This is a genomic window from Arthrobacter sp. ES3-54 (genome assembly GCF_029504395.1).
Lineage (GTDB): Bacteria > Actinomycetota > Actinomycetes > Actinomycetales > Micrococcaceae > Arthrobacter.
Window position 1 is genome coordinate 187,354 of sequence record NZ_JAQFIF010000001.1, and the last position, 22,819, is coordinate 210,172.

Consider the following 22,819-nt stretch of genomic DNA (forward strand, 5'->3'; position numbering starts at 1 on the left):
GTCCCATAGTCTCACCAGCGCCGCGGCTTAGGCCAACGGCACGCTCGCGCTGTGGGGCAGCTGAAGGAGCCTTGGCGTGAAGGAGCCGGGGCTTTGGATCCGGCCATCTACTAGGCTGGTGAGGTGAGGATTGACCTGCATGCGCACTCCAACGTTTCCGACGGCACCCAGGTGCCAGCCGACGTCATGGAGTCCGCCGCCGCTGCCGGCCTCGACGTCATCGCCCTGACCGACCACGATTCCACTGCCGGATGGGCGGAGGCCGCCGTCGCTGCCCGGAAAACCGGGGTGGCCCTCGTCCCGGGCATGGAGATCTCGTGCCGGACGGCGGAAGGCATTAGCGTCCACCTGCTCAGCTACCTCCACGATCCCGCGCATCCGGGGCTGCTTGAGGAAATCACGAAATCAAAGGATGCCCGGCACACGAGGGCACAGCGGATGGTCACTCTGTTGTCCGAGGACTACCCGCTGACATGGGATGACGTGATCCACCACGTCGCGCCGGGCGCCACCTTGGGCCGCCCGCACATCGCCGACGCGCTCGTCGCCGCGGGTGTCGTGGAAGACCGGGCCGAGGCCTTCGGCTCCATCCTCACCGCAAGGTCGCGCTACTGGGTCCAGCACTATGCGCCGGAGCCGGCGCTCGCCGTCGAACTGGTCCGTGCAGCCGGCGGCGTCCCGGTGTTTGCCCACCCCGTGGCGTCTGCCCGCGGGCGGATCGTGGGGGAGGAGACCTACCGGGAGATGATCGACGCCGGCCTGGCCGGCCTGGAAATCTACCATCGCGACAATCCCGAAGAGGGCCGGAGGTTCCTCCGCCGCATCGCCGAACGCTACGGCCTGCTGGTCACGGGGTCATCCGACTACCACGGCGCAGGAAAGCCGAACCTGCTGGGGGAGAACCTGACCTCCGCAGAAGTCTTTGCCCGGATCGAGGAACAGGGTACTGGCTCGTCCGTAGTCCGCTGAGGGCCAGTTCGAGACCCTGGACCCGGGGTTGCGCTATCACTTTGCGTCCCTATGAGGCCTCCTAGGGCCCGAATAGCCGCCGGAAGTGATAGCGCAACGGGCGGGCTGGCAGGTCAGGACAGGGTCAGGGTCAGGTCAGGACAGGGTCCGGCCGTCAGGCGGTCAGGCGCCGTCAGGCCGCCGGGAACGACGTGAACTGCGCGTGCGCGGCCAGGCGCTTGGCCATGACGTCGATGGCCGGCTGGTTCTGGTCCACACACACGAACCTGCGGTCCAGTTTCGCGGCCACGGATCCGAGCGTTCCGGAACCAGCGAAGAAGTCCAGGCACCAGTCGCCGGGCCGGCTCGAGGCCGCAACCACGCGGCGGATGAGCCCCTCCGGCTTCTGCGTCGGGTAGCCGGTCTTCTCCTTGCCGGTCGGCGAAACGATCGTGTGCCACCACACGTCCGTGGGAAGCTTGCCGAGCTCGCGTTTAGCGGGGGTGACGAGTCCGGGGGCCATGTACGGTTCACGGTCCACCTCGGCGCTGTCGAAGTGATACTTCGCCGGGTTCTTGACGTAGACCAGGATGTTGTCGTGCTTGGTGGGCCAGCGGTACTTGGCCCGTGCACCGTAGTCGTACGCCCAGATGATCTCGTTCAGGAAGCACTCCCGGCCGAAGATCGCGTCCAGCATGACCTTCGCGTAGTGCACCTCGCGGTAGTCCAAATGCAGGTACAGGGTGCCGTCGTCGGCCAGGAGCCGCCAGGCCTCCACGAGCCGGGGCTCGAGAAAGGACCAGTAGTCGCTGAACGCGTCGTCGTACTTGTGCAGCGCGCCCTTGATGGTGTCGTAGGACCGGCCCTTGAACCCGACACGGTCACCCTCGCCGCCGGCATTGAGCACCATCTTGGTTTCCTGGCGCCGCTGGACCCGGCCGGTGTTGAAGGGGGGGTCCACGTATATCAGTGTGAAGGCGCCGTCCGGCAGCGTGGGGAGGTATTCCGCGTTGTCCGCGTGAACCACCAGGTTGCTGCCGTCCGGCGCCCAGACGGTGTCAGTCATGGAGGGGATTAGGCCTCGGCGCCGCTCGGCTGTGCGTCGCCGCCGGCCACAACCTCGCCGTTGCGGCGGCGCGTGCGGGTCCGGCGCCGGGCACGGGTGGCCCGGTCCACCTCGGTGGGGGCCTTCGCCGTCGCGGCGGCAGCAGTTTCCGGACCCTGTCCGCTGGCGGTGGACGCCGTGGCGGCATCGGCCTCGGCGGGACGGCGACGGCGGTCGCCGGAGCGTCCGCCGGCTTCGGCGCCGCTGCGGCGCGAGTCGCGGCCGCCGGTGCGGCTGCCTTCACGGGCACTCTCACGGCTGCCGGTGCGGCTGCCCTCGCGGGCGCCGTCACGTCCGCCCGTACGGTTGCCCTCGCGGGCGCCGTCACGGCCACTGTCCTTTGCGCTGGTGCGCGAGTTCTTCTTGCCGGTCTCGCCGAGGTCCTCGAGGACCTCCGCGTCGACGCCGGCCAGCACGCGCTTGTCGCGGGGAAGCCGGCCCTTGGTGCCCGCGGGGATATCGAGTTCCTCGAACAGGTGGGGCGAGGAGGAATAGGTTTCCACGGGCTCGGGGTAGCTCAGGCCCAGGGCCTTGTTGATGAGCCCCCAGCGCGGCATGTCATCCCAGTCAACAAAGGTCACGGCGGTGCCCTTGTTGCCCGCGCGGCCCGTACGGCCGACGCGGTGCAGGTAGATCTTCTCGTCCTCGACGCACTGGTAGTTGATCACGTGCGTGACGTCGTCGACGTCGATGCCGCGGGCGGCGACATCGGTGGCGACGAGAACGTCCACCTTGTTGTTGCGGAAGGCGCGCAGCGCCTGTTCGCGGGCGCCCTGGCCGAGGTCGCCGTGAATGGCGGCCGCAGCGAAACCGCGGTCCACCAGTTCCTCGGCCACCTTCGCGGCGGTTCTCTTGGTCTTGGTGAAGATGATGGTACGGCCGCGTCCGCGGGCCTGCAGGATGCGGGCGACGACTTCGACCTTGTCCATGCTGTGGGCACGGTAGATCAACTGGCGGATGTCGCGCTTGGTCAGGCCTTCGTCGTCCGGGTCCGCGGCGCGGATGTGGGTCGGCTGGGTCATGTAGCGGCGGGCCATGGCGATGACCGGGCCGGGCATGGTGGCCGAGAACAGGAGCGTCTGGCGGACCGCGGGGGTACCGGCGATCAGGGTCTCGACGTCCGGCAGGAACCCGAGGTCCAGCATTTCGTCGGCCTCGTCGAGGATGACGATCTTGACGTTTTTCAGGCTCAGGTGCTTCTGCTTGTAGAGGTCGATCAGGCGGCCCGGGGTGCCGACGACGACTTCGACGCCGTTCTTCAGCGCCTCGACCTGCGGCTCGTAGGCGCGTCCGCCGTAAATGGTGGCGATGCGGGCGTTGCGCTTCTTCGCGGCGTTCTCCAGGTCCTTGGCCACCTGGACGGCGAGTTCGCGGGTAGGCACGATCACCAGGGCCTGCGGGGCGCCGGGAACGGCCAGCTTGTCGAAACCGGCGTCGTCACGGCCGACGACGCGCTGCAGCGCCGGGATGCCGAAGCCGAGGGTTTTGCCCGTACCAGTCTTGGCCTGGCCGATGATGTCGTGCCCGGCCAGGGCGACCGGCAGCGTCATGGCCTGGATCGGGAAGGGGTGGGTGATGCCGGCGTCGGCCAGAGACTCCACAATGTCCGCGCGGACGTTGAAGTCGGCGAAGGTCTTTTCGGCAATCTCGTGCGGCTTTTCGTCCGAGATAATGGTCTCTTCGGGCTCGATGGTCTCCGTGCCGGACTCATCGGTCAGAAGCTGGTGCGTGTGCAATTCACTCACAGGGGAGTTTCCTTATTCATTTTGGGCTGCGCTGCTTGCTCAACGGGGCCGGCCAAAGTGGCCGTTCCGGAGCACGCTCAGGCGCGCAAGCATTTCCAGTGGAAGCCGATCGCGGGCTATCTAAATGCTGGCACTGGGGACCAACGGGTGTATCTCAAGATCGCGTAGGGGCGGGCTTGTTGAATTCGAAAATCATGGAAATCAACGACCGGGCATCCATTTCTACCTCTCCAGTCTAGCTGTATAAGGCCCGGATCCTCGACTGGACCCGTGATCGCGCCGCTGGAGCGTGCCGGCCGCGGACCGATAGCGGGCCTGATGCGGGCCGTCAGCCCACGAGCTCCAGCTCGATTTCGCGGGTGGCGATGTCCGAGGACAGCACTCGGACCCGGACTTGAGTGCCCGGTTCCAGTTCGCCGGGGCATCGTGCGGTCACGGCGGGCTCGGCGATCTGGACGATCCCGGAGGGGCCGTTCCCGTTGCCGTTGGCTTTGCCGCCGTTCCCATTTCCGTTGACGCTGCCATTGGTGGTGCTCTTCGCCGGCTTGGGGCCGGAGATGACGACGGCGTCGAATTCCTGGCCGACGTGGTTGACCAGCAGCGCCGCCTCCACGGTGTCCAGCGAGAGCCGCTCCAGCTTCGCGGCGAGCTGGTCCGAGGTGCCCATGATGGCCGGAAGGGACGGCAGGGCCTGCCGGGCCCAGGCCGGAACTTCGGTGCCGTTGCTCAGGGCCTCGCAGATCACCAGCACGAAGCGGTCGACCAGCCGCCGCAGCGGCGCCGTGGAATGGGCGTAGGCCGCGCCGATGGCGGACTGGACGGCGGCTCCCGGTACCGTGCCGTCGAAGTGCGTGTACCCGGCACCGCGGAAGAGCATCCCGGCCGAATGCACAATGGCCAGTTGCCGGGGGTCCATGGGGTCCAGGGTCCGAAGGTACTCGCCGTAGCGCATTTCCCCGTCCCAGGGCTTGCCGAGGGCCTGGGTCTGGCGGTGGAAGTGCCGCAGCGACGCCTCGTCCGGGGCGGGCATGGTGCGCAGGATGCCGACCTTGCCTTGGAGCATGAGAGCGGCGGCGGCCATCCCGGTCATGAGTGAAATCTGGGCATTCCAGTCCTCCACCGGCAGCGGCGGGGCCGCCACGATCCGGTAGCCGCCGTCGGGCAGTTGCTGGATCTCCTGTTCGGGCATATTCAGGCTCGCGCCGCCGCGCAGGCGTTCCTGCTCCACCCGCTTGATGCCCACCTCTTTGAGCAACTGCAGTACCGGCGCCGCGGTGCCGGCGTCGAGCTCGGCCTGGACGCCCTTGTAATTGAGCTTGGCTCGGCTGCGGACCTGCGCCCGGCGCACGAGGACCGAGGTCACCTCTGCGGCGGCGTCGAGCTCGAACTCCCAGACGAACGCCGCGCACAACTGCCCGGCGAGCAGGCTGCCCGCGGCCTCGCTGATGATCTCCGGGTGCAGCGGAATCCGGCCGTCCGGGGTGTAGAAGGTCTGGCCGCGGCGCCGGGTCTCGGCGTCGAGCGCCCCGCCCGGGGCGACAAAGGACGGGACATCGGCGATGGCGTAGAACACCTTGTAGCCCCCGTTGCTCCGTTCGATGAACAGGGCCTGATCGAGGTCGGTGGACGATGCCGGATCAATGGTCACGAACTCGACATGCGTCAGGTCCAGGTCCGGCAGCTTGTGCTCGGCCACCGCTGCTTGCGCGTCGCGCAGCACGTCCTCGGGGAACGGACCGGGCAGTTCCAGCGTGGTGCGCAACGCCTTGAGAGCCTCGGCAAGCTGGTTCTGCTGCTCGTGGACGCTGGGGGTCAGGCGATGATGGGACACGAAAATCAGGGTAGCCCGATTTCCGCTATTAGTCTTGGATGATGAGCGCAACTGCGGACGATCCTGCCCTCTACAACAGCTTCGTAGCGGATCTGCTGGGGATCTTGGCGTACGGCGAGCTTTCCGCCTTCGAGCGGCTGTCCTCGAGTGCCCGGTATTCGCCCACGCTGCATGACCGCGCGGTACTGGGCGGGATGGCGGTGGTCAAGTTCCAGCATTACGAACTGGTCCGCGCCCGGCTCGAGCACATGGGCCTGGACACCGAGGCTGCCATGCTGCCGTTCCAACCCTCGGTGGACCACTTCCACGAGCGCACGCGCCCGGCGGACTGGTATGAAGCGCTCATGAAGGCCTACGTGATCGACACCGTTTCCGCGGACTTTTACCGCGCCGTCGGCCGGTACGTCGACGCCGGGACCCGGGAGCTGATCGGCCAGGTCCGCTCCACCGGCGAGTCCACGGCCGTGCTGCAGGAGCGACTCAAGGCGGCCCTGGCCGATGATCCCAGGCTGGCGTCGCGCCTGGCGCTGTGGGCCAGGCGGCTGTTGGGCGAGGTCCTGACCCATGCCCAGCGGGTCAGCCTTGAGCACTCGTTCCTCGCCGGGCTCTCGGGTCTGGACGACGCCGGTGCCAGGGAGCTGGTCAGCGGCCTGACGGCCGAACTCGCGGCGAACCACGCGCGCCGGATGGCAGGGCTGGGGCTCGCCGGCTAGGTTCAGCTGCGGCCGGGAACCTGCCTAGGATGCCGCGGCGTCCAGCGCCGCCAGCAGCGCACCCGCGGCGTGGGCCGGATCAGCGGCGTCGGTGATCGCCCGGACCACCACGATCCGCCGGGCGCCGGCCTCGACTACCTGCTCCACATTGCTCAGGTCGATCCCGCCGATCGCGAACCACGGCATGACGCCGTCCACCTTGCCGGTTCCCTCAGCGTCCGCCCGGCCGATCGCCTGGGCGGCGTAGCGCATCAGGTCGAGGCCGACGGCGGCGCGTCCCGGCTTGGTGGGCGTGGCCCACACGGGGCCTACGCAGAAATAGTCGAGTCCTTTGCGGCTGGGCGCGGCAGCAATGGCGGCGTCCACCTGTTTGGGGCTGTGGGTGGACAGGCCGATCACGGCATCCTTGCCCAGGAAGCCGCGGGCGGCGTCGAGCGAAATGTCCTTCTGGCCGATATGGAACACCGGTGCCCCGGACAAGGAGGCGATGTCCGCCCGGTCGTTGACGGCCCAAAGCCGTCCGTGGCGCTGGGCTGCGGCGTGCAGGACCTCCAGGAGTTCGAGTTCCTCGGCTGCCTCGAGTGATTTGTCGCGCAACTGGATGATGTCCACCCCGCCGGCGAAGGCGGCGTCAACGAAGTCCTCGAAGTCGCCGCGGCCCCTGCGGGCGTCAGTGCACAAGTAGAGGCGGGCGGTGGTGTGGAGGGAGTCCTGGCTCATGGGTCCAGCCTAGTTCCTCTAAACTGGGCGCATACCGCGGGAGCCCGCAGCAGCCATGTCGCCGCTGCACGGCTGAGAGGGCGTCAGAGCCGACCGCTTGACCTGATCCGGCTAGTACCGGCGTAGGGAAGGAATTTTTTTATGGGCACACGAGCCGGCCGCGCAGCCGAAGCCGCAAATGACGCCGCCGCCGGGGTTTGTGACACCGGGCCCGGTACCGCAGAGCGAATCACCGCCGGGGACATCACCGCCGACGTTGCCGTGATCGGCGGCGGGGTGATCGGCCACGGCATCGCGTTCGAGGCCAGCCGCGCGGGCCGGTCTGTGGTTTTGATCGACGATGCTCCCGGCAGCGGAGCCAGCTGGGCCGCGGCCGGAATGCTGGCCCCCGTCAGCGAGCTGCATTACCAGGAGGAGCAGCTCCTGGAATTGATGCTTGAGTCCTCCCGGCTGTGGCCCGAATTCGCTGCCGGGATCGACGCCGGTGCCGGGATCGACGCCGGTGCCGACGGCACGGAACCCCGGGCCGGTACCGGCTACCTGACGACGCCCACCCTCGCCGTCGGGGCCGACGCCGCGGACCGGCGCGCGCTCGCGGACCTGAGGGAGGTCCAGCAGGCCTGCGGCCTCACCGTGGAACCACTGACAGTGCGCGAGGCCCGCAGCCGGGAGCCCCTGCTGAGTCCGGGCATCTCGTGCGCCTTCGACATCCCGGCCGACCACCAGGTGGACCCTCGGCTGCTGATCGCCCGGCTCGCCGGCGTGCTCGGCGCTGAGGGCGGGAGCTTCGTCCGGCGGCGCGCGGCGGGCCTGCTGTGGCAGGACGGACATGTCGCCGGGGTGCGGCTGGCGGGCGGCGGTTCCGTGCGGGCTGCGGAAACGGTCGTCGCCAACGGGCTGGGCGCCGCGGGGCTCGGGGACCTGCCCGCCGGGCTGGCACTGCCGCTGCGGCCTGTCTACGGCGACATCCTCCGGCTTCGCGTGCCCCCGCGCCTGTTGCCGCTGCTCACGGCCACCGTGCGGGGCATGGTGCGGGGGGTCCCGGTGTACATCGTCCCCCGCCAGGACGGCACCGTGGTGATCGGAGCCACTCAGCGCGAGGACGGACCGTCGGGTCCGCACGCGGTTTCTGCCGGCGGCGTTTACCAGCTGCTGCGGGATGCCCAGCAGCTGGTGCCCGCAGTCGCCGAGCTGGAGCTGTTGGAAGCCACGGCCCGGCCCCGGCCCGGCACACCGGACAACGCCCCGTTGCTGGGGCGGGTCGCCCACCCGGACGGCGGGGACTTCCCGGGGCTCATCATCGCAACAGGTTTCTTCCGGCACGGCGTCCTGCTGACCCCCGCAGCTGCGGCCGTGTGCCGGCAACTCATGGACGGAACGCCGGATCCGCGCTGGGCCGGGTTCCGCCCCGACCGTTTTTCCCGCATCCCGGACACGTCCGGGGACAGCCCTAAGAAGGAAGCAGCATGAACATCAGACTGAACGGAACGGATCAGAGCGTCGCCGACGGCGCCTCCGTCAGCACACTCGTCAGCCAGCTCACGGGCCGCAGAATCGGCCCGGACGGCCGGGCTGCCGACGGGGGCAAGCTCGGTGTCGCCGTGGCTCGCAACGCCGAAGTGGTGCCGCGCAGCCAGTGGCACGCCACGGCGCTCGCCGACGGCGACGACGTCGAACTTGTCACGGCAGTCCAGGGAGGATGACCAGCATGAACGAGACGACGTTGGCAGGAACACCGGCCGTACCTGAGACCAGGGCGGTGGCCGACCCGTTCGTGGTCGACGGCGTGACGCTCGGCTCCCGCCTCATCATGGGCACCGGCGGTGCACCGAGCCTGGACGGGCTGGGGGCGGCGCTCGTGGCCTCCGGGACCGAGCTGACCACGGTGGCAATGCGCCGCTATTCGCCGGCGGAGACGGGCTCGCTGTTTCAGCTGCTCGAGGACCACCGGATCCGGGGGCTGCCCAACACGGCCGGCTGCTTCACCGCCAGGGACGCCGTCCTCACCGCCGAGCTGGCCCGGGAAGCCCTGGAAACGGACTGGGTCAAGCTCGAAGTCATTGCCGACGAGCACACCCTGCTGCCGGACGCCGTCGAACTCGTGGACGCCACCGAACAGCTCGTGGCGCGCGGCTTCAAGGTCTTCGCCTACACCAACGACGATCCCGTGCTTGCCCTCCGGCTCGAAAACCTCGGCGCGACGGCCGTGATGCCGCTGGGCGCCCCGATCGGCACCGGCCTGGGCATCCTGAACCCGCACAACATCGAGCTGATCGTCTCGCGGGCGTCCGTACCCGTGGTGCTGGATGCCGGGATCGGCACGGCCTCGGACGCGGCGCTGGCGATGGAACTCGGCTGCGACGCCGTGCTGTTGGCTACGGCCGTGACCCGGGCGCAGAATCCCGTGCTCATGGGCGAGGCCTTCAAGCATGCCGTCATCGCCGGTAGGCTGGCAAGAAAGGCTGGCAGGATCCCGCGCCGCGAGCACGCGCTGGCGTCGTCGGCGATGGAAGGCCGCGCCGAGTTCCTCTGAGTCCGGCCGCTCCCGGCAGGCCGCCGGTCTTGTCGGTCAACCAGTGAAGGAGACTGTCATGGCAGCCACGGATGACATCCTCACCCGCCCCCAGCTCGACGAAGCGCTCGCAGGCCTGCCGGACTGGCGGTACCGCCTCGGCGGGCTGGTGACCGTGTACAAGGCGCCGACGGCGGCCGCGGCGCTCGAGCTGATCGCCGCCGTCGGGCGCCTCGCCGAAGAGCAGAACCACCACCCGGACCTGGACTGGCGCTACAACCGGGTCTTTCTTCGCTACAGTTCCCACGACGCCGGCACCGAGGTGACGCCGCGGGACGTCAAGGCTGCGGCGGCGGCCAGCGTGGCGGCCGCCGCAGTCGGGGCCACCGCGCAACCGGGGCTGTACCGCACCGTGGAAGTAGCCATCGATTCCGAGAATCCCGCCGGGATTACGGAGGTCTGGCGGGTCGCCCTCGGTTACCGCAAGGGCAGGTTCGGGGATCTCACGGACCCCTACGGCCGCGGCCCTTCGCTCCGGTTCCGGGAAACGACCACTCCAAGCGCCAGCCGCATCCAATTGGACATCCACCGGAGCAAGGCCGAATCCGGCCCGGTACTGGACCAGACCGCGGCTATCGGGGCCTCAATGAACCGTGACCACGCACCCAACTTGGTGGTCACGGATGCACAGGGAAACCGGCTGTGCCTGTGTACCGAGGACGGCCACGGGCCGGACGTGCCGGCGTAAGGCACTGCACTGCCGGTGCCCCCTGCCGGGGTATGCGCAGCTAAAGCTTCAAGATGGTGGTGAGCCGCTCGGTGTCCTGCCGGGTCCGGGTCTTGCCGAGGTACACCACGGCCGCGATCGAGGCCGCAGTGCCCAGGACCATCGGCAGGATCCACGGGATCCAGGTCAGGCCCGGCTGGTAGCCGAGTCCGGCCGCAATGAAGATGATCCAGCTCAACATGCCGACGGACGCTGCGACTCCGGCCGGGACACTGACACCGTATTTCGTGTGCCGCTTGTCGTTGGCCCACACCACGAAGCCCGCAGCAACGGTCACCAGGGCGACCACAATCAGGGAAAGCATTCAGGACACCTCACACTTGTGAAGAAAACGACATTGAAGAAAACGGCAGTGCAAAACGGTACTGAAGGATTCAGCCGGGACGCTGCTCCAACGGCGGCCCCGGACGGCCAGGGCTAGAGCGCGCCGAAGCCGACGCGGCGGGCCTCTTCTGCTCCGATTTCCACGTAGCCCAGGACATTGGCGGGGACGATCACCAGGCGGCCCTTGTCGTCCTTCAGCCGCAGTTCGCCGCCCTTGGCGATCGCGTCGCCGACTACCTTGGCGACGGCGTCGGCGTCCTGGGCCGATTCCAGTACAAGTTCGCGGCCAATGTTCTGAATACCAATCTTTACTTCCACAGCAAGGCCTCCCAGCCAATCAACGTCCAAAAAATGTCTAAGGTCAATCTCTATTTGTAGTCTAGGTCTCTTTGGGGAAGCGGGAGATTCCGCGCCAAGCTAAACGGTAAATGAGGTCGCTGGCCACATCGAGATCGAGGTTCCCATCGGTTTCCAGCCAGTACCGGGCGCTCACGTGGGCCATCCCGGCGAGTCCGCGGCCCAGCAGCTGGGCTTCCAGTTCGGGCAGCTTGGTGTCCTCGGCGATGACGTGGGCGACGGCGTCGGCAAAGGTCTTGTTGAACGTTTCCAGCCGCGCACTGACGTCGGGATCGTTGATCAGGTCCGATTCGAAGACGAGCCGGTGCGCCTGGTCGTCGTGGGCGATGAAGCGGAAGTAGGCGCGCATGACCGCTTGGACGCGTTCGTCATTGTCTGTGGTGGAATTCAGGGCGCCAAGCAGCAGATCGATCAGCTTGCTGAGGTGGCTGTCCAGCAGCGCCAGGTAGAGGTCGCGCTTGGAAGGGAAGTGCTGGTACAGCACCGGCTTGCTGACATGGGCGGTCTCGGCGATCTCATCCATGGCGGCGCCGTGGTAGCCGTTCGCGACGAAAACTTCCTGCGCAGCCGCCAGCAGCTGCGCCCGGCGTTCGTCACGGGGCAGGCGTGCCGAGCGCTGTCCGCTCCGCGTCTGTCCGGCCGGCGGCTTGCCGGTCTCGTCCCGCTCCACCGGTGCCTGATGAACCACTGTCGGCCTTCTTTCCCTTTTCACCCCAATTGCGCGCAATCGCACTCAACTGCACTTGTACTGATCTACCTTGCACTCAATTACACCTTACGCGCGGGTAATATGACCTGGCGGTATCTTCGGGCATAGATTGAAGTATGGCTTCCAAGTTCACCGCCACCGGTGCCCCCGCAACCGCCAAGACGCAGCTGGATCCGCGGCCCGGACCGCTGGTTGATCCGGCAGGGGACCTCAGCCCCGACGAGGTGGAACGCTACTCGCGCCACCTGATCATTCCGGAGATCGGCGCGATCGGCCAGCGACGCCTTAAGAACGCGAAAGTTCTCGTTATCGGGGCCGGCGGCCTCGGCTCCCCGGCCCTGCTCTATCTCGCCGCCGCCGGGGTCGGCACCCTTGGCATCGTTGATGACGACGACGTCGACCTCAGCAATCTGCAGCGCCAGATCATCCACGGCGTCGCGGATGTGGGCCGGCCCAAAATCGAGTCCGCCGCCGATGCCATTGCGGCCCTGAACCCGCTCGTGGACGTCCGGCTCCACAACCTCCGCCTCGACGCGTCCAACGCACTGGAACTCTTCGCCGGCTACGACCTCATCCTCGACGGCGCCGACAACTTTGCCACCCGTTACCTCGTCAACGACGCCGCCGCCATCCTCGGCAAACCCTACGTCTGGGGATCGATCTTCCGTTTCGACGGCCAGGTCAGCGTCTTTTGGGAACAGCACGGGCCCACCTACCGGGACCTCTACCCGGAGGCGCCGCCGGCCGGATCCGTGCCGTCCTGCGGTGAAGGCGGCGTGTTCGGCATGCTGTGCGCCGCCGTCGGAGCGCTGATGGTGACCGAGGCCGTCAAGCTGATCACCGGCGTCGGCCGGTCCCTGCTGGGCCGGCTGGCCCTCTATGACGCGCTCGGCGGCACCTGGCGCGAGATCAAGGTGGCCCGGGACCCCGAGGCGTTGCGCATCACGGAACTTACCGATTACGAGGCATTCTGCGGGATAACCCCGACGGCGGATGCCGGCACCGAGCACACTGTGACGGCGACCCAGCTCGCCACCATGCTGGCCTCGCGCAAGGCCGGCCTCAAAGACTTCCACCTGATTGACGTGCGGGAGCAAGGGGAGTACGAGATTGTCCGCATTGACGGGTCGGAGCTGATCCCGCAGGGCCGCATCCTTGCCGGGGAGGCGTGGCAGGAACTGCCCCAGGATGCCGAAATCGTCTTCCACTGCAAGGGCGGAACACGTTCCGCCGCCGTCTTGTCCGCAGCCCGCGCCGCCGGGTACGAGCGCGTCAGCCACCTCGAGGGCGGCATTCTCGCCTGGGTCCGGGACGTGGAACCCGGGAAGCCGGTGTACTGAGGCCAACCCGGCGACCCGGGCATCCGGCCAACCGGCCGTCCACGTCGCGGCCGATCAACCCTGCGTCGAGCGGCGCCCTCCTACGAAAGGCCTGGCCATGAGCGAGGAAAATACCGTGACGTCCCAGCGGAAGATTGGCTCCGGCTTTGGCCGGGATTCGACGGCGGCCGAGGTCATTGCCGGCATCGACCTGACCGGGAAGACCGCGATCGTCACGGGCGGCTACTCGGGACTGGGCCTGGAGACCGTGCGGGCACTCGCCTCCGCCGGCGCCGCCGTTGTGGTGCCGGCCCGCCGCCCGGAGCATGCCCGGGATGTCCTCGCTGATTCCGGCCTGACGCCGGCAACCGAAGGCGGCGATGTCAGCGTTGCCGAACTGGATCTAGCGGACCAAGGCAGCGTGAAGGAGTTCGCCGCCGCCTTCCTGGCCGGCGCGGCGCCCGGCGCAGGCCGCAGCCTGGACATCCTCATCAACAACGCCGCCATCATGGCAAGTCCGGAGCGGAAGGTGGGTCCCGGCTGGGAATCGCAGTTCGCCACGAACCACCTGGGCCATTTTGCCCTCACCAACCTGCTGTGGCCCGCGCTTGCAGCGGCGCGGGGCGCCCGGGTGGTCTCGCTGTCCTCCACCGGCCACAAGCTCTCGGGGATCCGTTTCGATGACATCAATTTCGACGCCGGCTACGACAAGTGGCGGGCCTACGGCCAGGCAAAGACGGCCAACGCGCTCTTCGCCGTCCAGCTCGACGCCCTGGGCCGGGAATTTGGCGTGCGCGCCTTCGCCGTGCATCCCGGCGGGATCATGACGGAACTGCAGCGGCACCTGCCGCGGGAGGAGATGATCGCCGCGGGTTGGATGGACGAGCACGGCAAGCTCGACCCGCGCTTCAAAACACCCGCGCAGGGCGCCGCCACTTCGGTCTGGGCCGCGACGGCACCGGCGCTCGAGGGAATGGGCGGCGTTTACTGCGAGGACTGCGACATCGCCGAGCCCACGGTGCCGGGATCGCCCGAAGCGAGGATCAGGGGCGTGGATGCCCATGCGGTGGACCGGGAGGCCGCCGCGCGGCTGTGGCAGATGTCGGCCGACATGACCGGGATCAACGCCTTCCGCTGATGAGCACCGGCAGGCACCGATAAGCACCGGTAGGCCGCGGACGGCGCTGACTGCGCGGGGCGGCTACGCCCGAGGGCCTCTGCAGTTACGCGGTTTCGCGGATGTCGCCCGCGCCGGAGATGTGGTCCCCAGGGTTGTGGTCGCCAGGGTTGTGGACAGCGGCGATGTGGTCGACGGGGCACGCCGCCGCGGAACCGGCAGCACCCGAGGCCGGTGCGCCGGCGGAGGGCTCCACCGTGATGCCGTACAGCGCCTCAAGACCGGCAATGTAGGTCTCCTGCTGTCCGTTGGAGGCCAGTTCGCGCGCCCGGACGGTGGGGATGTGCAGCAGTTGTTTCACCATGCGGCGCAGGGCGAATTCGACTTCCTCGGCGGCGGCGGTGCAGCCGTGCCGCGCCCGGACCTTTTCCATCTCCGCGTCCAGGACGTTCATCGTGTGGCGGCGCAAGGCGACAATCGCCGAGTCCACGGACCGTGCCTCGCGCTCCTGCTCAAAGGCGCTGGCCGCCCCGGACACGATGCTGCTGGCCTGCTCGAGCGACTCGGCCTGTTCCTGCGGCGCGGCCAGCCGGACGGATTCGAGCGTGAGCAGTTCCACGCCGTCGAGATCGCCGACGGCGGGGTCGAAATCGTGGGTCAGGGCTAGGTCAATCGCGATGAGCGGCTGGGGCGAGTTCGCCCGGATCCGGGCGAGATCGTCCGCTTCGACCCGGCTGTCGGAGCCGCTGCAGCCGATCATGACGTCGGCCGCGGCAACTGCGGCCGGAAGAGTGTCCTCGTCCAGGGCCGTGCCGCCCCGGGTGGCGACGAAGCCGGCGGCCCGGCCGGAGGAGGAATAGACGCAGACATCGGTGCAGCCGCGTTCGCGCAGCAGCGACATGGTGGCTCCGGCGTAAGCGCCGGTCCCGAAGACTACAGCTTTCTTGGCGGACCAGTCCGGGTTTTCCGACAGGTCCGTCGCGAGATCCAGCGCCACGGAGACGATGGACAGGCCGCGCGAACCCAGCGCCGTTTGGGCGCCGACGTCCTTGGCGGTCTTGGATGCGGCCTGGAACAGCCGGACCAGGCCGGAGCTGGCGGTGCCCTCGTGCTGGGCGGTGATCAAGGCGCGGCGCACCTGGCCGGCAATTTCGCGTTCGCCGACCACTGCGGAGTCCAGTCCGGAGCTGACTGCGAAGAGATGCTGGCTGACCTCGGCGCCGGTGCGGGTGCTGAAGGCGCGGGAGACGAGTTGATCGTTGAGTCCGCTGGCTCCGCTGATCTGGGTGATGAGGGCTGCCCGGGCCGCGTCGACAGCGTCAGGATGCGGGGCTTCACCATAGATTTCAAGGCGGTTGCAGGTGGCAAGGACAACGGCACCCGCCACGGCCGGCGATCCGGCGAGGGCGGATGTGGCGAGCCCTGAAGCGCCGGTGCTCAACTGAGCAACGGTTTCGAGGTCGATGTCGGCGTGTGTAGCCACCAATGAAAAAAGAACCACAGCATCACCATCATAGCTTTTTCGCGCCCGCGTAGAACAACTGTCCCGGCGTGGGTTCAGGCACGCCGGCCTGTGATTCCCGCCACCGAGCGGCCCAGGATGGGCGGCGTGACAGGCTGTCGTTATCTTTTGGGCACAAATTTGGGCACAATCGAAGGCATGACTCCAAGCGCTGCGGCACGTGCCGGCACCACCACATTCAGTATGTCCGAGGGCAATGCTGCCAACGATGGCGGCGTCGTGGATGGCGCCGCCGGCGGCCTCGATGCCGGGCACCCGCTGATGGACGGCCGCACCGCAAGCTCTCCTCTGATCACCGCCTACCGTGGCGGCAAGCCCTCCCGCCGGCCGGTATGGTTCATGCGTCAGGCCGGCCGCTCGCTGCCCGAATACCTCAAGATCCGTGAGGGCGTCGCGATGCTCGACTCGTGCCTGCGCCCCGAGCTGGCTTCCGAGATCACCCTGCAGCCGGTCCGCCGCCACGACGTCGATGCCGCCATCTTCTTCTCAGACATTGTTATCCCGCTCAAGCTGGCCGGCGTCGGTGTGGACATTGTGCCCGGTGTCGGACCCGTCCTGGACAAGCCGGTCCGCACGGCTGCGGACGTTGCCGCCCTGCCGCAGCTGACCTGGGAGGCCCTGGAGCCCATCCGCGAAGCCGTCCGGCTTACGGTGGCCGAACTCGGCAGCACACCGCTGATCGGCTTCGCCGGCGCGCCCTTCACCCTCGCCGCCTACATGGTGGAGGGCAAGCCTTCCCGCGACCACCTCGGCCCGCGCACCATGATGCACGCCGACCCCGAGACTTGGACTGCGCTGGCCAACTGGGCCGCGGACGCCTCCGGAATGTTCCTCCGCGCCCAGCTGGAGGCCGGCGCCTCTGCCGGCCAGCTCTTCGACTCTTGGGCCGGTTCGTTGGGACTGGCCGACTACCAGCGCTTCGTTGCGCCGGCGTCGTCCCGTGCCCTGGACCATGTCCGGCACCTTGGCGCACCGCTGATCCACTTCGGCACCGGCACCTCGGAACTGCTCGTCGCGATGCGCGACGTCGGCGTCGACGTCGTGGGGGTCGACTACCGACTGCCGCTGGACGAGGCCAACCGCCGCCTTGGCGGCACCGTTCCTCTGCAGGGCAACATCGACCCGGCCCTGCTCTCGGCACCGTGGGAGGTCCTCGAAGCGCATGTCCGCGACGTGCTCGCGGCCGGCTCCGCGGCTCCTGGGCACGTGGTGAACCTCGGCCACGGAGTGCCGCCGGAGACGGATCCTGAGGTGCTCACGCGCGTGGTCGAACTCATCCACTCCATCGCTCCGGAGTAAGAGCGTGGATGCGGGCCCCGCCGGGACTGCCGTGGAAGGCGCCGCCGTCGTGATTGGGGGCGGGATTTCCGGCCTGCTTGCGGCCCGGGAGTTCGCCCGGGACGGCGTCCGCACCACCGTCCTGGAAGCAAGCGAAGCCTGGGGCGGCTGCGTCGGCAGCCATGCCGTAGCCGGATTGACCCTGGACAGCGGGGCAGAGTCTTTCGCCACCCGCACCGCCGCCGTAGCCGATCTCGCCGCGGAACTCGGGCTGGCTGGCGAGATCGTGGCGCCGAACCCCGGCGGTGCCTGGGTCCAGCTGCCCGACGGCCCGCGGGAACTGCCCAAGACCGGGGTGCTGGGCATCCCGGCCAGCCCATGGGACCCGGAAGTCCGCCGGTCACTGGGCCTGCTGGGTTCCCTCCGCGCCTCCATCGACGCCGTGCTGCCGGCCTCGCTGGGCACCGGCGCTGAGACCACGAGCGTGTCAGCCCTGGTCCGCCGGCGGATGGGCAGCCGGGTCCTGGACCGGCTCGTGGCACCGGTTGTCGGCGGCGTCCACTCGGCCGATCCCGCAGTGCTCGACGTCGACATGGTGGCCCCCGGGCTGCGGGCCGGCATCCGTCAGCACGGTTCCCTCGCCGCCGCCGTCGCGGCCCAGCGCAGGGGAGCGGCGGCTGCCACGGCCGGACCGGCCGGGCCCGCGAAGGCCCAGTCCGCGGGGCTCCGGAAGGCCGGGTCCGCCGTCGCCGGGCTGCACGGCGGAATGCACACCCTCGTCGCCGCCCTGCTCGCCGATCTGCGCCAGCGCGGCGTCACCCTGCTCAGCGGCACCCCGGCCCGGTCCGTGCAGCGCACAGCCGACGGCTGGCGGGTGGCCACTGACTTGGCCACCTTCGACGCCGGATTCCTCGTGGTTGCGGTGGAGGGCCCCTCCGCCGTCGGGCTGCTTGAGGACACCCTGCCCGAACTTGCCGGCCTCCGCCCCGACGCCGGACCCGATGTCAGCCTGGTCACGCTTGTGGTGGATCTCCCGGCCCTTGACACGGCGCCACGCGGCACCGGCGTGCTTGTGGCGCCGCAGAGCCCGGGCGTGCAGGCCAAGGCACTGACCCACGCCACCGCCAAATGGGCCTGGCTGGCGGAGCGGACAGGCCCGGGAAGGCATGTGCTCCGGCTCTCCTACGGACGCGCTGTTGCCGCAGGGCCGGCGCCGGAGCCCGGAGCCGGGGGAGCGCCCACGGCGCCGCACTCTGACGATGAGCTGTTCCGCGCAGCGCTGGCTGACGCCTCGGCCCTGCTGGGCGTTCCCGTCGGCGCCGGGGACGTGGCTGGCTGGGACGTGGTCCGCTGGGCCGGTGCGCTGCCCTTTGCGTCGCTGGGCCACAGGCAGCGCGTCGCGGCCGTCCGGAGCATCTGTGCAGCGGACGGCACGCTTGCCGTGGTGGGCGGCTGGCTGTCCGGCAACGGCCTGGCCGCGATCGTGGCCGACACCCCGCGGCAGGTCCAAACCCTGTTGTCCTGAAGGCGGCTGCCCTGAAGGCGATCACTCCAACGCGGCACCCCTGACTGGCGCTGCCTCGAGTCGGCTGCCCTGAAGGCGGTCCCGCGAGTCCCAAAAGCACCCTCAGTCACAGGAGTAACAGCGGCCCCCAGGGCACCCTGAACCCCTGCGGTCCCGTGGGGTTTCCTGCCGGATTTCCGCGGGTTTTGCAAGTTTTTCCTGCCGGTCGATTCCGGCTAGGGTCGATGACCATGGTTATTTTCAGGTCCAAGGTGTCCACAACGAAAAACGGGCGCCATCGGGGCCTTCGACGCGGCGCGGCGGCAGTCGCCCTCGGAGCGGTGCTGGCTGCCACCGCAGGGGTTCCTGCCTCACATGCGGCCACAGGGCTGTCCGCGGCGGCGTCCACCGCGCCGTCGGCGCGGGGCTCGCTGACCCTCGGCCTCGATGACGTGCTGGAGGGCCTGTTGGGCTCCGCGACGACGCCGAGCCCCTCGCCGTCCGCCGGCTCGGACGAGGCCACCCCTTCGCGGCCACCGTCGCACGGCAGCAGCCCGGAACCCAGCGAGCCCAGTGACCCCGAGCCCGGCGACCCCGAGCCCGGCGACCCCGAGCCCAGCACTCCCCAGCCCACGGCCCCGCGCACCAGCACCCCGCCGTCGAGCACCCCGTCCGCGAAACCCGCGCCGCCCGCCGCCCCGCAGGTCCCCGGCACGCCGCCCGCCGCCCCGGCGCCGGGAGCTCCCGCCGACGGCGGATCCGCCGGATCCGCTCCCACCGGAGAAGCTCCCGGCCAGCCGGTACCGGGAAGCGGCAGCGCCGACCGGGCCGCCGAATCCCAGCCCGGGGCTGCAGTGCCGGCCGCCGGCAGCGGTACCAGCACGCAGGCGTCGGCCTCGAAGCCGGCCACATCGCAGCCTTCCCCAACCGGTTCAAACACAGCCGAATCAAACGCGGCCGGTTCGACCAAGGCGCCGGCCAAGGGCCACTCCGGCAACTCCTCCCTGGAGGCAACTTCGGTGGTGAAACCCGCCGGGCCGTCACCGCTGGTCGGCTGGGGCATCGGCCTGGTGGTGTTCTCGCTCGGTGCCGGCGTCGCGGTGGTCCGGATGCGCCGGAGCTGACAGGACCTTTTCTGGCTGACTCGCCAGCCGCGGACTCGCGGACTCGCCAGTCGCGGACCCGCTCCCGGGTGTGAAATAAAGCACTTCTACGCGTTGTAGAAGTGCTTTTTTTCGACTTAGCTGGGGAGAGGAGGCAGACTGGTATGCATGAGCCACACTTCTGCCGAATCTGTCACTAAAACCGGAATGTCAGCCCCCGGAGAATCAGTCGCCGGGGCAGCGGCGCCCGAAGATTCAACCGAGCAGTTCTTCACCCTCTGGACCGTTTTCAAGCGGTCCGAGGACATCCTGCGCGGCCCTGATGCGGCCGAAGACTTCGAAGCGCTGATGAAAAGCCTCGCCGACGCCGGCGTTGTCCACCGCGGCAGCTACGACGTCTCGGCGATGCGGGCCGACGCTGACATCATGGTCTGGCTGCATGGTCCCCGGCCGGAAGCGCTGCAGCGGGCAGTCCGGGACATCCGGCGCAGCAAGCTGTTCGCAGGCACCGAGATCGTCTGGTCCGCCATGGGCGTGCACCGCGAGGCCGAGTTCGCCAAGAACCACACCCCGGCCTTCTCCCGCGGCGTGGAACCTGCAGAGTGGCTCTGCGTGTACCCCTTCGTCCGCTCCTACGAGTGGTACCTCCTGCCGGACGCCGAGCGTGGCGCGATGCTCCGCGACCACGGCATGCTGGGCCGAGACTTCCCCCAGGTCATCTCCAACACGGTCTCCTCCTTCGCCCTGGGCGACTGGGAATGGATCCTTGGCCTGGAAGCCCCCGAACTCGTGGACCTCGTGGACCTGATGCGCCACCTCCGCGCCACCGAAGCCCGGCACCACGTCCGGGAAGAAATCCCCTTCTACACCGGCCGCCGCGTCACCGCCGCCGAGATCGCAGAGGTCCTTGCATGAGTCCGTTGGATCCCCAGGAGTCCGCCGCCTCAGTAACCGCCCTGAACCCCGTCACCGAGGCCGGCCGGATGGCCCCCAAGGAGTACGACGCCGTGCTCCTCGCCTCCTTCGGCGGACCCGAGGGGCAGGAGGACGTCATCCCGTTCCTCCGCAACGTCACCCGCGGCCGCGGCATCCCCGACGAACGGCTCGAAGAGGTCTCGCACCACTACCGCGCCAACGGCGGCATCAGCCCCATCAACGGACAGAACCGTGAGCTCAAGGCCGGACTCGAGGCCGAACTTGCTGCCCGCGGCATCGGGCTGCCCGTTTTCTGGGGCAACCGCAACTGGGACCCGTACATCCCGCAGACCCTGCAGGAGATCTACGACGCCGGCCACCGCAAGGTCCTCATGCTCACCACGAGCGCCTACTCCTGCTACTCCAGCTGCCGCCAGTACCGCGAGGACATCGGCATGGCGCTGACGGAAACCGGACTCGACGGCAAGCTCGAGGTCGACAAGGTGCGCCAGTACTTCGACCACCCCGGCTTCGTGGAACCCTTCATCGAGGGCACCGCCGCCGGCCTCGCCGACGTCCGCGCCCAGCTGGCCGCGGCAGGCACCCCGGACGCCCCCGTGCACATCCTGTTCGCGACGCACTCCATCCCTACCCGCGACGCCGAGGCCGCCGGGCGGTCCGAGGACGAGCCCCGCACATTCGAGGAAGACTCCGCCTACGCCGCGCAGCACCTGGCCTCCGGCACCGAGATCATCCGCCGGGTGGAGGCCGGGACGGGCCTGACCGCACCGTGGTCCCTCGTCTACCAGTCCCGCTCCGGCGCCCCGCACGTGCCGTGGCTCGAGCCGGACATCAACGACGCCATCGAGGAGCTCGCCGGCCAGGGCGTCAAGGGCATCGTGATTGTGCCGCTGGGCTTTGTCAGCGACCACATGGAAGTGGTCTGGGACCTGGACACCGAGGCGCTCGAGACCTGCGCCAAGCTGGACCTGGCCGCCACCCGCGTCCCCACGCCCGGAACGCACCGCAAGTTCGTCGCCGGGCTCGTGGACCTCATCTGCGAACGGACCGTCGCGAACAACGTCGCCGAGCGTCCGCATGTGACGAAACTCGGTCCTTGGTACGACGTCTGCCGCCCCGGCTGCTGCGCGAACTTCCGCAGCGAAAAGCCCACCATCGCCGGAGCCGACACCACCGTCGGGACCGGACACGATCCCTACCCGGCCGCACCTGCGGCTGCGGCCACGGCATCGGACACGGCTGCCACGGCGGCGGGCCGGGGGACCCCATGACCGTCCGGATCGGCACCCGCGCCAGTAAGCTGGCCCTGACCCAGACCCAGCAGACCGCGGACCAGCTGGCCGCCGTCGGCGGGTTCCCCGTCGAGCTCGTCCACATCCGGACCGAGGGCGACGTCCTCAAGGGCTCGCTGTCCCAGATGGGCGGCACCGGCGTCTTCGTCGCCGCGCTCCGCGACGCCCTGCTGCAGGACAAATGCGACGTCGCCGTGCATTCGCTCAAGGACCTGCCCACCGGTCCGGCCTTGGGGCTGACCCTCGCGGCCACGCCGAAACGCGTCGACGTCCGGGACGTGCTGTGCGCCCGTGACGGGTTCAAGCTCGCCGACCTGCCTGAAGGCGCCACCGTTGGCACAGGCTCCCCGCGGCGCGCTGCCCAGCTCCGCGCCGCCCGCCCCGATCTGGACATCCGGGACATCCGCGGCAACGTGGAGACCCGGCTGGGGCGCGTCCCCGGCCTGCCAGGCAACACGAACGACGCCGTCGTCGACGGCAAGTCCTGCGACCTCGACGCCGTCGTGCTCGCCGCCGCCGGACTGCACCGGATCGGGCGGCTCGACGCGGTCAGCGAATACCTCGAGACGGACGTCATGCTCCCTGCCGCCGGGCAGGGTGCCCTGGCGATCGAATGCCGCACCGCCGATGCGCCCCGCAGGGCCGGTTCCACGGAAGGCTCCCAGGGCGTGCTGGCGCAGGCCTTGGCGGCCCTCGATGATCTGGACACCCGGCTCGCCGTCACCGCCGAGCGCGCTTTGCTGGCCCGTCTGGAGGCCGGATGCGCCGCTCCCGTGGGCGCCTACGGTTACCGCAAGGGCAGCATGCTCTACCTCGAAGCTGTGGTCTGCGCGGTCGACGGCACGGCAACCGTCCGCGACAAGAAGGCCACCGATGGCCTCACCGAGGTCGGGGCAACGCTGCTCGGGATCGAGCTGGCGGAAGTCCTGCTGGCCCGCGGCGCCGCCGACATCGCGGACCTCACGGCTTCCTGAACCGCGGATTCCACCACTTCATG

Annotated in this window: 22 protein-coding genes and 1 riboswitch; of the genes, 14 read left to right on the forward strand and 8 right to left on the reverse strand. The window is 69.1% G+C overall.

The features are described from left to right. Positions 1-123: 123 nt before the first annotated feature. Complete coding sequence (locus M2428_RS01010; protein ID WP_277522676.1) at positions 124-969, forward strand: PHP domain-containing protein; 846 nt, start codon at positions 124-126, stop codon at positions 967-969. Between the two features lie 172 nt (positions 970-1,141). On the opposite strand, the gene M2428_RS01015 is transcribed toward M2428_RS01010, so the two are convergent. From M2428_RS01015 to M2428_RS01025, 3 genes are all read right to left on the reverse strand, one after another. Then, positions 1,142-2,014 carry a site-specific DNA-methyltransferase gene (locus M2428_RS01015; RefSeq protein ID WP_277522677.1) on the reverse strand — a complete coding sequence of 291 codons (873 nt, stop codon included), beginning with the start codon at positions 2,012-2,014 and terminating at the stop codon, positions 1,142-1,144. Between the two features lie 8 nt (positions 2,015-2,022). After that, positions 2,023-3,798: a DEAD/DEAH box helicase gene (locus tag M2428_RS01020; protein ID WP_277522679.1), complete on the reverse strand. Its 1,776-nt coding sequence runs from the start codon at positions 3,796-3,798 to the stop codon at positions 2,023-2,025. Between the two features lie 328 nt (positions 3,799-4,126). Then, a complete protein-coding gene (locus tag M2428_RS01025; protein WP_277522681.1) occupies positions 4,127-5,629 on the reverse strand; it encodes an RNB domain-containing ribonuclease in 1,503 nt (500 codons plus the stop codon). 41 nt (positions 5,630-5,670) lie between these two features. Here M2428_RS01025 and M2428_RS01030 point away from each other — a divergent pair, with 41 nt between their 5' ends. Continuing rightward, positions 5,671-6,342 (forward strand): ferritin-like fold-containing protein, encoded by a 672-nt coding sequence (locus M2428_RS01030; RefSeq protein WP_277522683.1) that lies wholly within the window; start codon positions 5,671-5,673, stop codon positions 6,340-6,342. A gap of 24 nt (positions 6,343-6,366) precedes the next feature. Here M2428_RS01030 and thiE read toward each other — a convergent pair whose 3' ends face one another. Then, complete coding sequence (thiE, locus tag M2428_RS01035; protein WP_277522685.1) at positions 6,367-7,062, reverse strand: thiamine phosphate synthase; 696 nt, start codon at positions 7,060-7,062, stop codon at positions 6,367-6,369. A 26-nt stretch (positions 7,063-7,088) separates the two neighbouring features. Beyond that, positions 7,089-7,209: riboswitch (TPP riboswitch) on the forward strand. Between thiE and thiO the strand changes: the two genes are divergently transcribed. The 4 genes from thiO (at position 7,204) to M2428_RS01055 (ending at position 10,322) form a co-directional block, all read left to right on the forward strand. Beyond that, a complete protein-coding gene (thiO, locus tag M2428_RS01040; RefSeq protein ID WP_277522687.1) occupies positions 7,204-8,532 on the forward strand; it encodes a glycine oxidase ThiO in 1,329 nt (442 codons plus the stop codon). (Overlaps the previous riboswitch by 6 nt.) Continuing rightward, positions 8,529-8,765, forward strand: coding sequence for a sulfur carrier protein ThiS (gene thiS, locus M2428_RS01045; RefSeq protein ID WP_277522689.1), 237 nt, complete (start codon positions 8,529-8,531; stop codon positions 8,763-8,765). The genes thiO and thiS overlap by 4 nt, the downstream gene beginning before the upstream one ends. A gap of 5 nt (positions 8,766-8,770) precedes the next feature. Then, positions 8,771-9,595 carry a thiazole synthase gene (locus M2428_RS01050; protein ID WP_277522691.1) on the forward strand — a complete coding sequence of 275 codons (825 nt, stop codon included), beginning with the start codon at positions 8,771-8,773 and terminating at the stop codon, positions 9,593-9,595. Positions 9,596-9,653: 58 nt separating this feature from the next. Next, positions 9,654-10,322, forward strand: a complete 669-nt coding sequence (locus M2428_RS01055; protein ID WP_277522693.1) for a 4a-hydroxytetrahydrobiopterin dehydratase — start codon at positions 9,654-9,656, stop codon at positions 10,320-10,322. A gap of 40 nt (positions 10,323-10,362) precedes the next feature. Here the strand turns inward: M2428_RS01055 and M2428_RS01060 are convergent, their stop codons facing one another. The 3 genes from M2428_RS01060 to M2428_RS01070 form a co-directional block, all read right to left on the reverse strand. Beyond that, the gene (locus M2428_RS01060) at positions 10,363-10,665 is read right to left on the reverse strand and encodes a hypothetical protein (protein ID WP_277522695.1); all 303 of its coding nucleotides are present in this window, start codon (positions 10,663-10,665) and stop codon (positions 10,363-10,365) included. A gap of 113 nt (positions 10,666-10,778) precedes the next feature. After that, the gene (locus M2428_RS01065; protein ID WP_277522697.1) at positions 10,779-11,003 is read right to left on the reverse strand and encodes a DUF3107 domain-containing protein; all 225 of its coding nucleotides are present in this window, start codon (positions 11,001-11,003) and stop codon (positions 10,779-10,781) included. Between the two features lie 61 nt (positions 11,004-11,064). Beyond that, positions 11,065-11,712 (reverse strand): TetR/AcrR family transcriptional regulator, encoded by a 648-nt coding sequence (locus tag M2428_RS01070; protein ID WP_277523564.1) that lies wholly within the window; start codon positions 11,710-11,712, stop codon positions 11,065-11,067. A gap of 155 nt (positions 11,713-11,867) precedes the next feature. Between M2428_RS01070 and moeB the strand changes: the two genes are divergently transcribed. Beyond that, a complete protein-coding gene (moeB, locus tag M2428_RS01075; RefSeq protein ID WP_277522699.1) occupies positions 11,868-13,091 on the forward strand; it encodes a molybdopterin-synthase adenylyltransferase MoeB in 1,224 nt (407 codons plus the stop codon). A gap of 97 nt (positions 13,092-13,188) precedes the next feature. Then, entirely contained in the window at positions 13,189-14,208 is a 1,020-nt protein-coding gene (locus tag M2428_RS01080) for an SDR family NAD(P)-dependent oxidoreductase (protein ID WP_277522701.1), read from the forward strand. A gap of 85 nt (positions 14,209-14,293) precedes the next feature. On the opposite strand, the gene M2428_RS01085 is transcribed toward M2428_RS01080, so the two are convergent. Then, the gene (locus tag M2428_RS01085; RefSeq protein ID WP_277522702.1) at positions 14,294-15,688 is read right to left on the reverse strand and encodes a glutamyl-tRNA reductase; all 1,395 of its coding nucleotides are present in this window, start codon (positions 15,686-15,688) and stop codon (positions 14,294-14,296) included. Between the two features lie 204 nt (positions 15,689-15,892). On the opposite strand from M2428_RS01085, the gene hemE reads away from it, so the two are divergent. The 6 genes from hemE (at position 15,893) to hemC (ending at position 22,796) form a co-directional block, all read left to right on the forward strand. Then, on the forward strand, positions 15,893-17,008 hold the full coding sequence (gene hemE, locus M2428_RS01090) for a uroporphyrinogen decarboxylase (RefSeq protein WP_277523566.1): 1,116 nt from the start codon (positions 15,893-15,895) through the stop codon (positions 17,006-17,008). Between the two features lie 4 nt (positions 17,009-17,012). Continuing rightward, positions 17,013-18,512, forward strand: coding sequence for a protoporphyrinogen oxidase (gene hemG, locus M2428_RS01095; RefSeq protein ID WP_277522703.1), 1,500 nt, complete (start codon positions 17,013-17,015; stop codon positions 18,510-18,512). Positions 18,513-18,742: 230 nt separating this feature from the next. After that, complete coding sequence (locus tag M2428_RS01100; protein ID WP_277522705.1) at positions 18,743-19,615, forward strand: hypothetical protein; 873 nt, start codon at positions 18,743-18,745, stop codon at positions 19,613-19,615. 147 nt (positions 19,616-19,762) lie between these two features. Further along, positions 19,763-20,509, forward strand: a complete 747-nt coding sequence (hemQ, locus tag M2428_RS01105) for a hydrogen peroxide-dependent heme synthase (RefSeq protein WP_277522707.1) — start codon at positions 19,763-19,765, stop codon at positions 20,507-20,509. Continuing rightward, positions 20,506-21,801: a ferrochelatase gene (locus M2428_RS01110; protein ID WP_277522709.1), complete on the forward strand. Its 1,296-nt coding sequence runs from the start codon at positions 20,506-20,508 to the stop codon at positions 21,799-21,801. The genes hemQ and M2428_RS01110 overlap by 4 nt, the downstream gene beginning before the upstream one ends. Then, positions 21,798-22,796: a hydroxymethylbilane synthase gene (hemC, locus tag M2428_RS01115; RefSeq protein WP_277522711.1), complete on the forward strand. Its 999-nt coding sequence runs from the start codon at positions 21,798-21,800 to the stop codon at positions 22,794-22,796. The genes M2428_RS01110 and hemC overlap by 4 nt, the downstream gene beginning before the upstream one ends. Positions 22,797-22,819 lie beyond the last annotated feature (23 nt).

What these genes read in the sequence shown, in the direction of transcription:
- M2428_RS01015 (WP_277522677.1), bottom strand. Translation starts at nt 2,014, where the DNA reads ATGACTGACACCGTCTGGGCGCCGGACGGCAGCAACCTGGTGGTTCAC.
- M2428_RS01030 (WP_277522683.1), top strand. Translation starts at nt 5,671, where the DNA reads ATGAGCGCAACTGCGGACGATCCTGCCCTCTACAACAGCTTCGTAGCG.
- thiE (WP_277522685.1), bottom strand. Translation starts at nt 7,062, where the DNA reads ATGAGCCAGGACTCCCTCCACACCACCGCCCGCCTCTACTTGTGCACT.
- thiO (WP_277522687.1), top strand. Translation starts at nt 7,204, where the DNA reads ATGGGCACACGAGCCGGCCGCGCAGCCGAAGCCGCAAATGACGCCGCC.
- thiS (WP_277522689.1), top strand. Translation starts at nt 8,529, where the DNA reads ATGAACATCAGACTGAACGGAACGGATCAGAGCGTCGCCGACGGCGCC.
- M2428_RS01050 (WP_277522691.1), top strand. Translation starts at nt 8,771, where the DNA reads ATGAACGAGACGACGTTGGCAGGAACACCGGCCGTACCTGAGACCAGG.
- M2428_RS01055 (WP_277522693.1), top strand. Translation starts at nt 9,654, where the DNA reads ATGGCAGCCACGGATGACATCCTCACCCGCCCCCAGCTCGACGAAGCG.
- M2428_RS01060 (WP_277522695.1), bottom strand. Translation starts at nt 10,665, where the DNA reads ATGCTTTCCCTGATTGTGGTCGCCCTGGTGACCGTTGCTGCGGGCTTC.
- moeB (WP_277522699.1), top strand. Translation starts at nt 11,868, where the DNA reads ATGGCTTCCAAGTTCACCGCCACCGGTGCCCCCGCAACCGCCAAGACG.
- M2428_RS01080 (WP_277522701.1), top strand. Translation starts at nt 13,189, where the DNA reads ATGAGCGAGGAAAATACCGTGACGTCCCAGCGGAAGATTGGCTCCGGC.
- hemE (WP_277523566.1), top strand. Translation starts at nt 15,893, where the DNA reads ATGTCCGAGGGCAATGCTGCCAACGATGGCGGCGTCGTGGATGGCGCC.
- M2428_RS01100 (WP_277522705.1), top strand. Translation starts at nt 18,743, where the DNA reads ATGGTTATTTTCAGGTCCAAGGTGTCCACAACGAAAAACGGGCGCCAT.
- hemQ (WP_277522707.1), top strand. Translation starts at nt 19,763, where the DNA reads ATGAGCCACACTTCTGCCGAATCTGTCACTAAAACCGGAATGTCAGCC.
- M2428_RS01110 (WP_277522709.1), top strand. Translation starts at nt 20,506, where the DNA reads ATGAGTCCGTTGGATCCCCAGGAGTCCGCCGCCTCAGTAACCGCCCTG.
- hemC (WP_277522711.1), top strand. Translation starts at nt 21,798, where the DNA reads ATGACCGTCCGGATCGGCACCCGCGCCAGTAAGCTGGCCCTGACCCAG.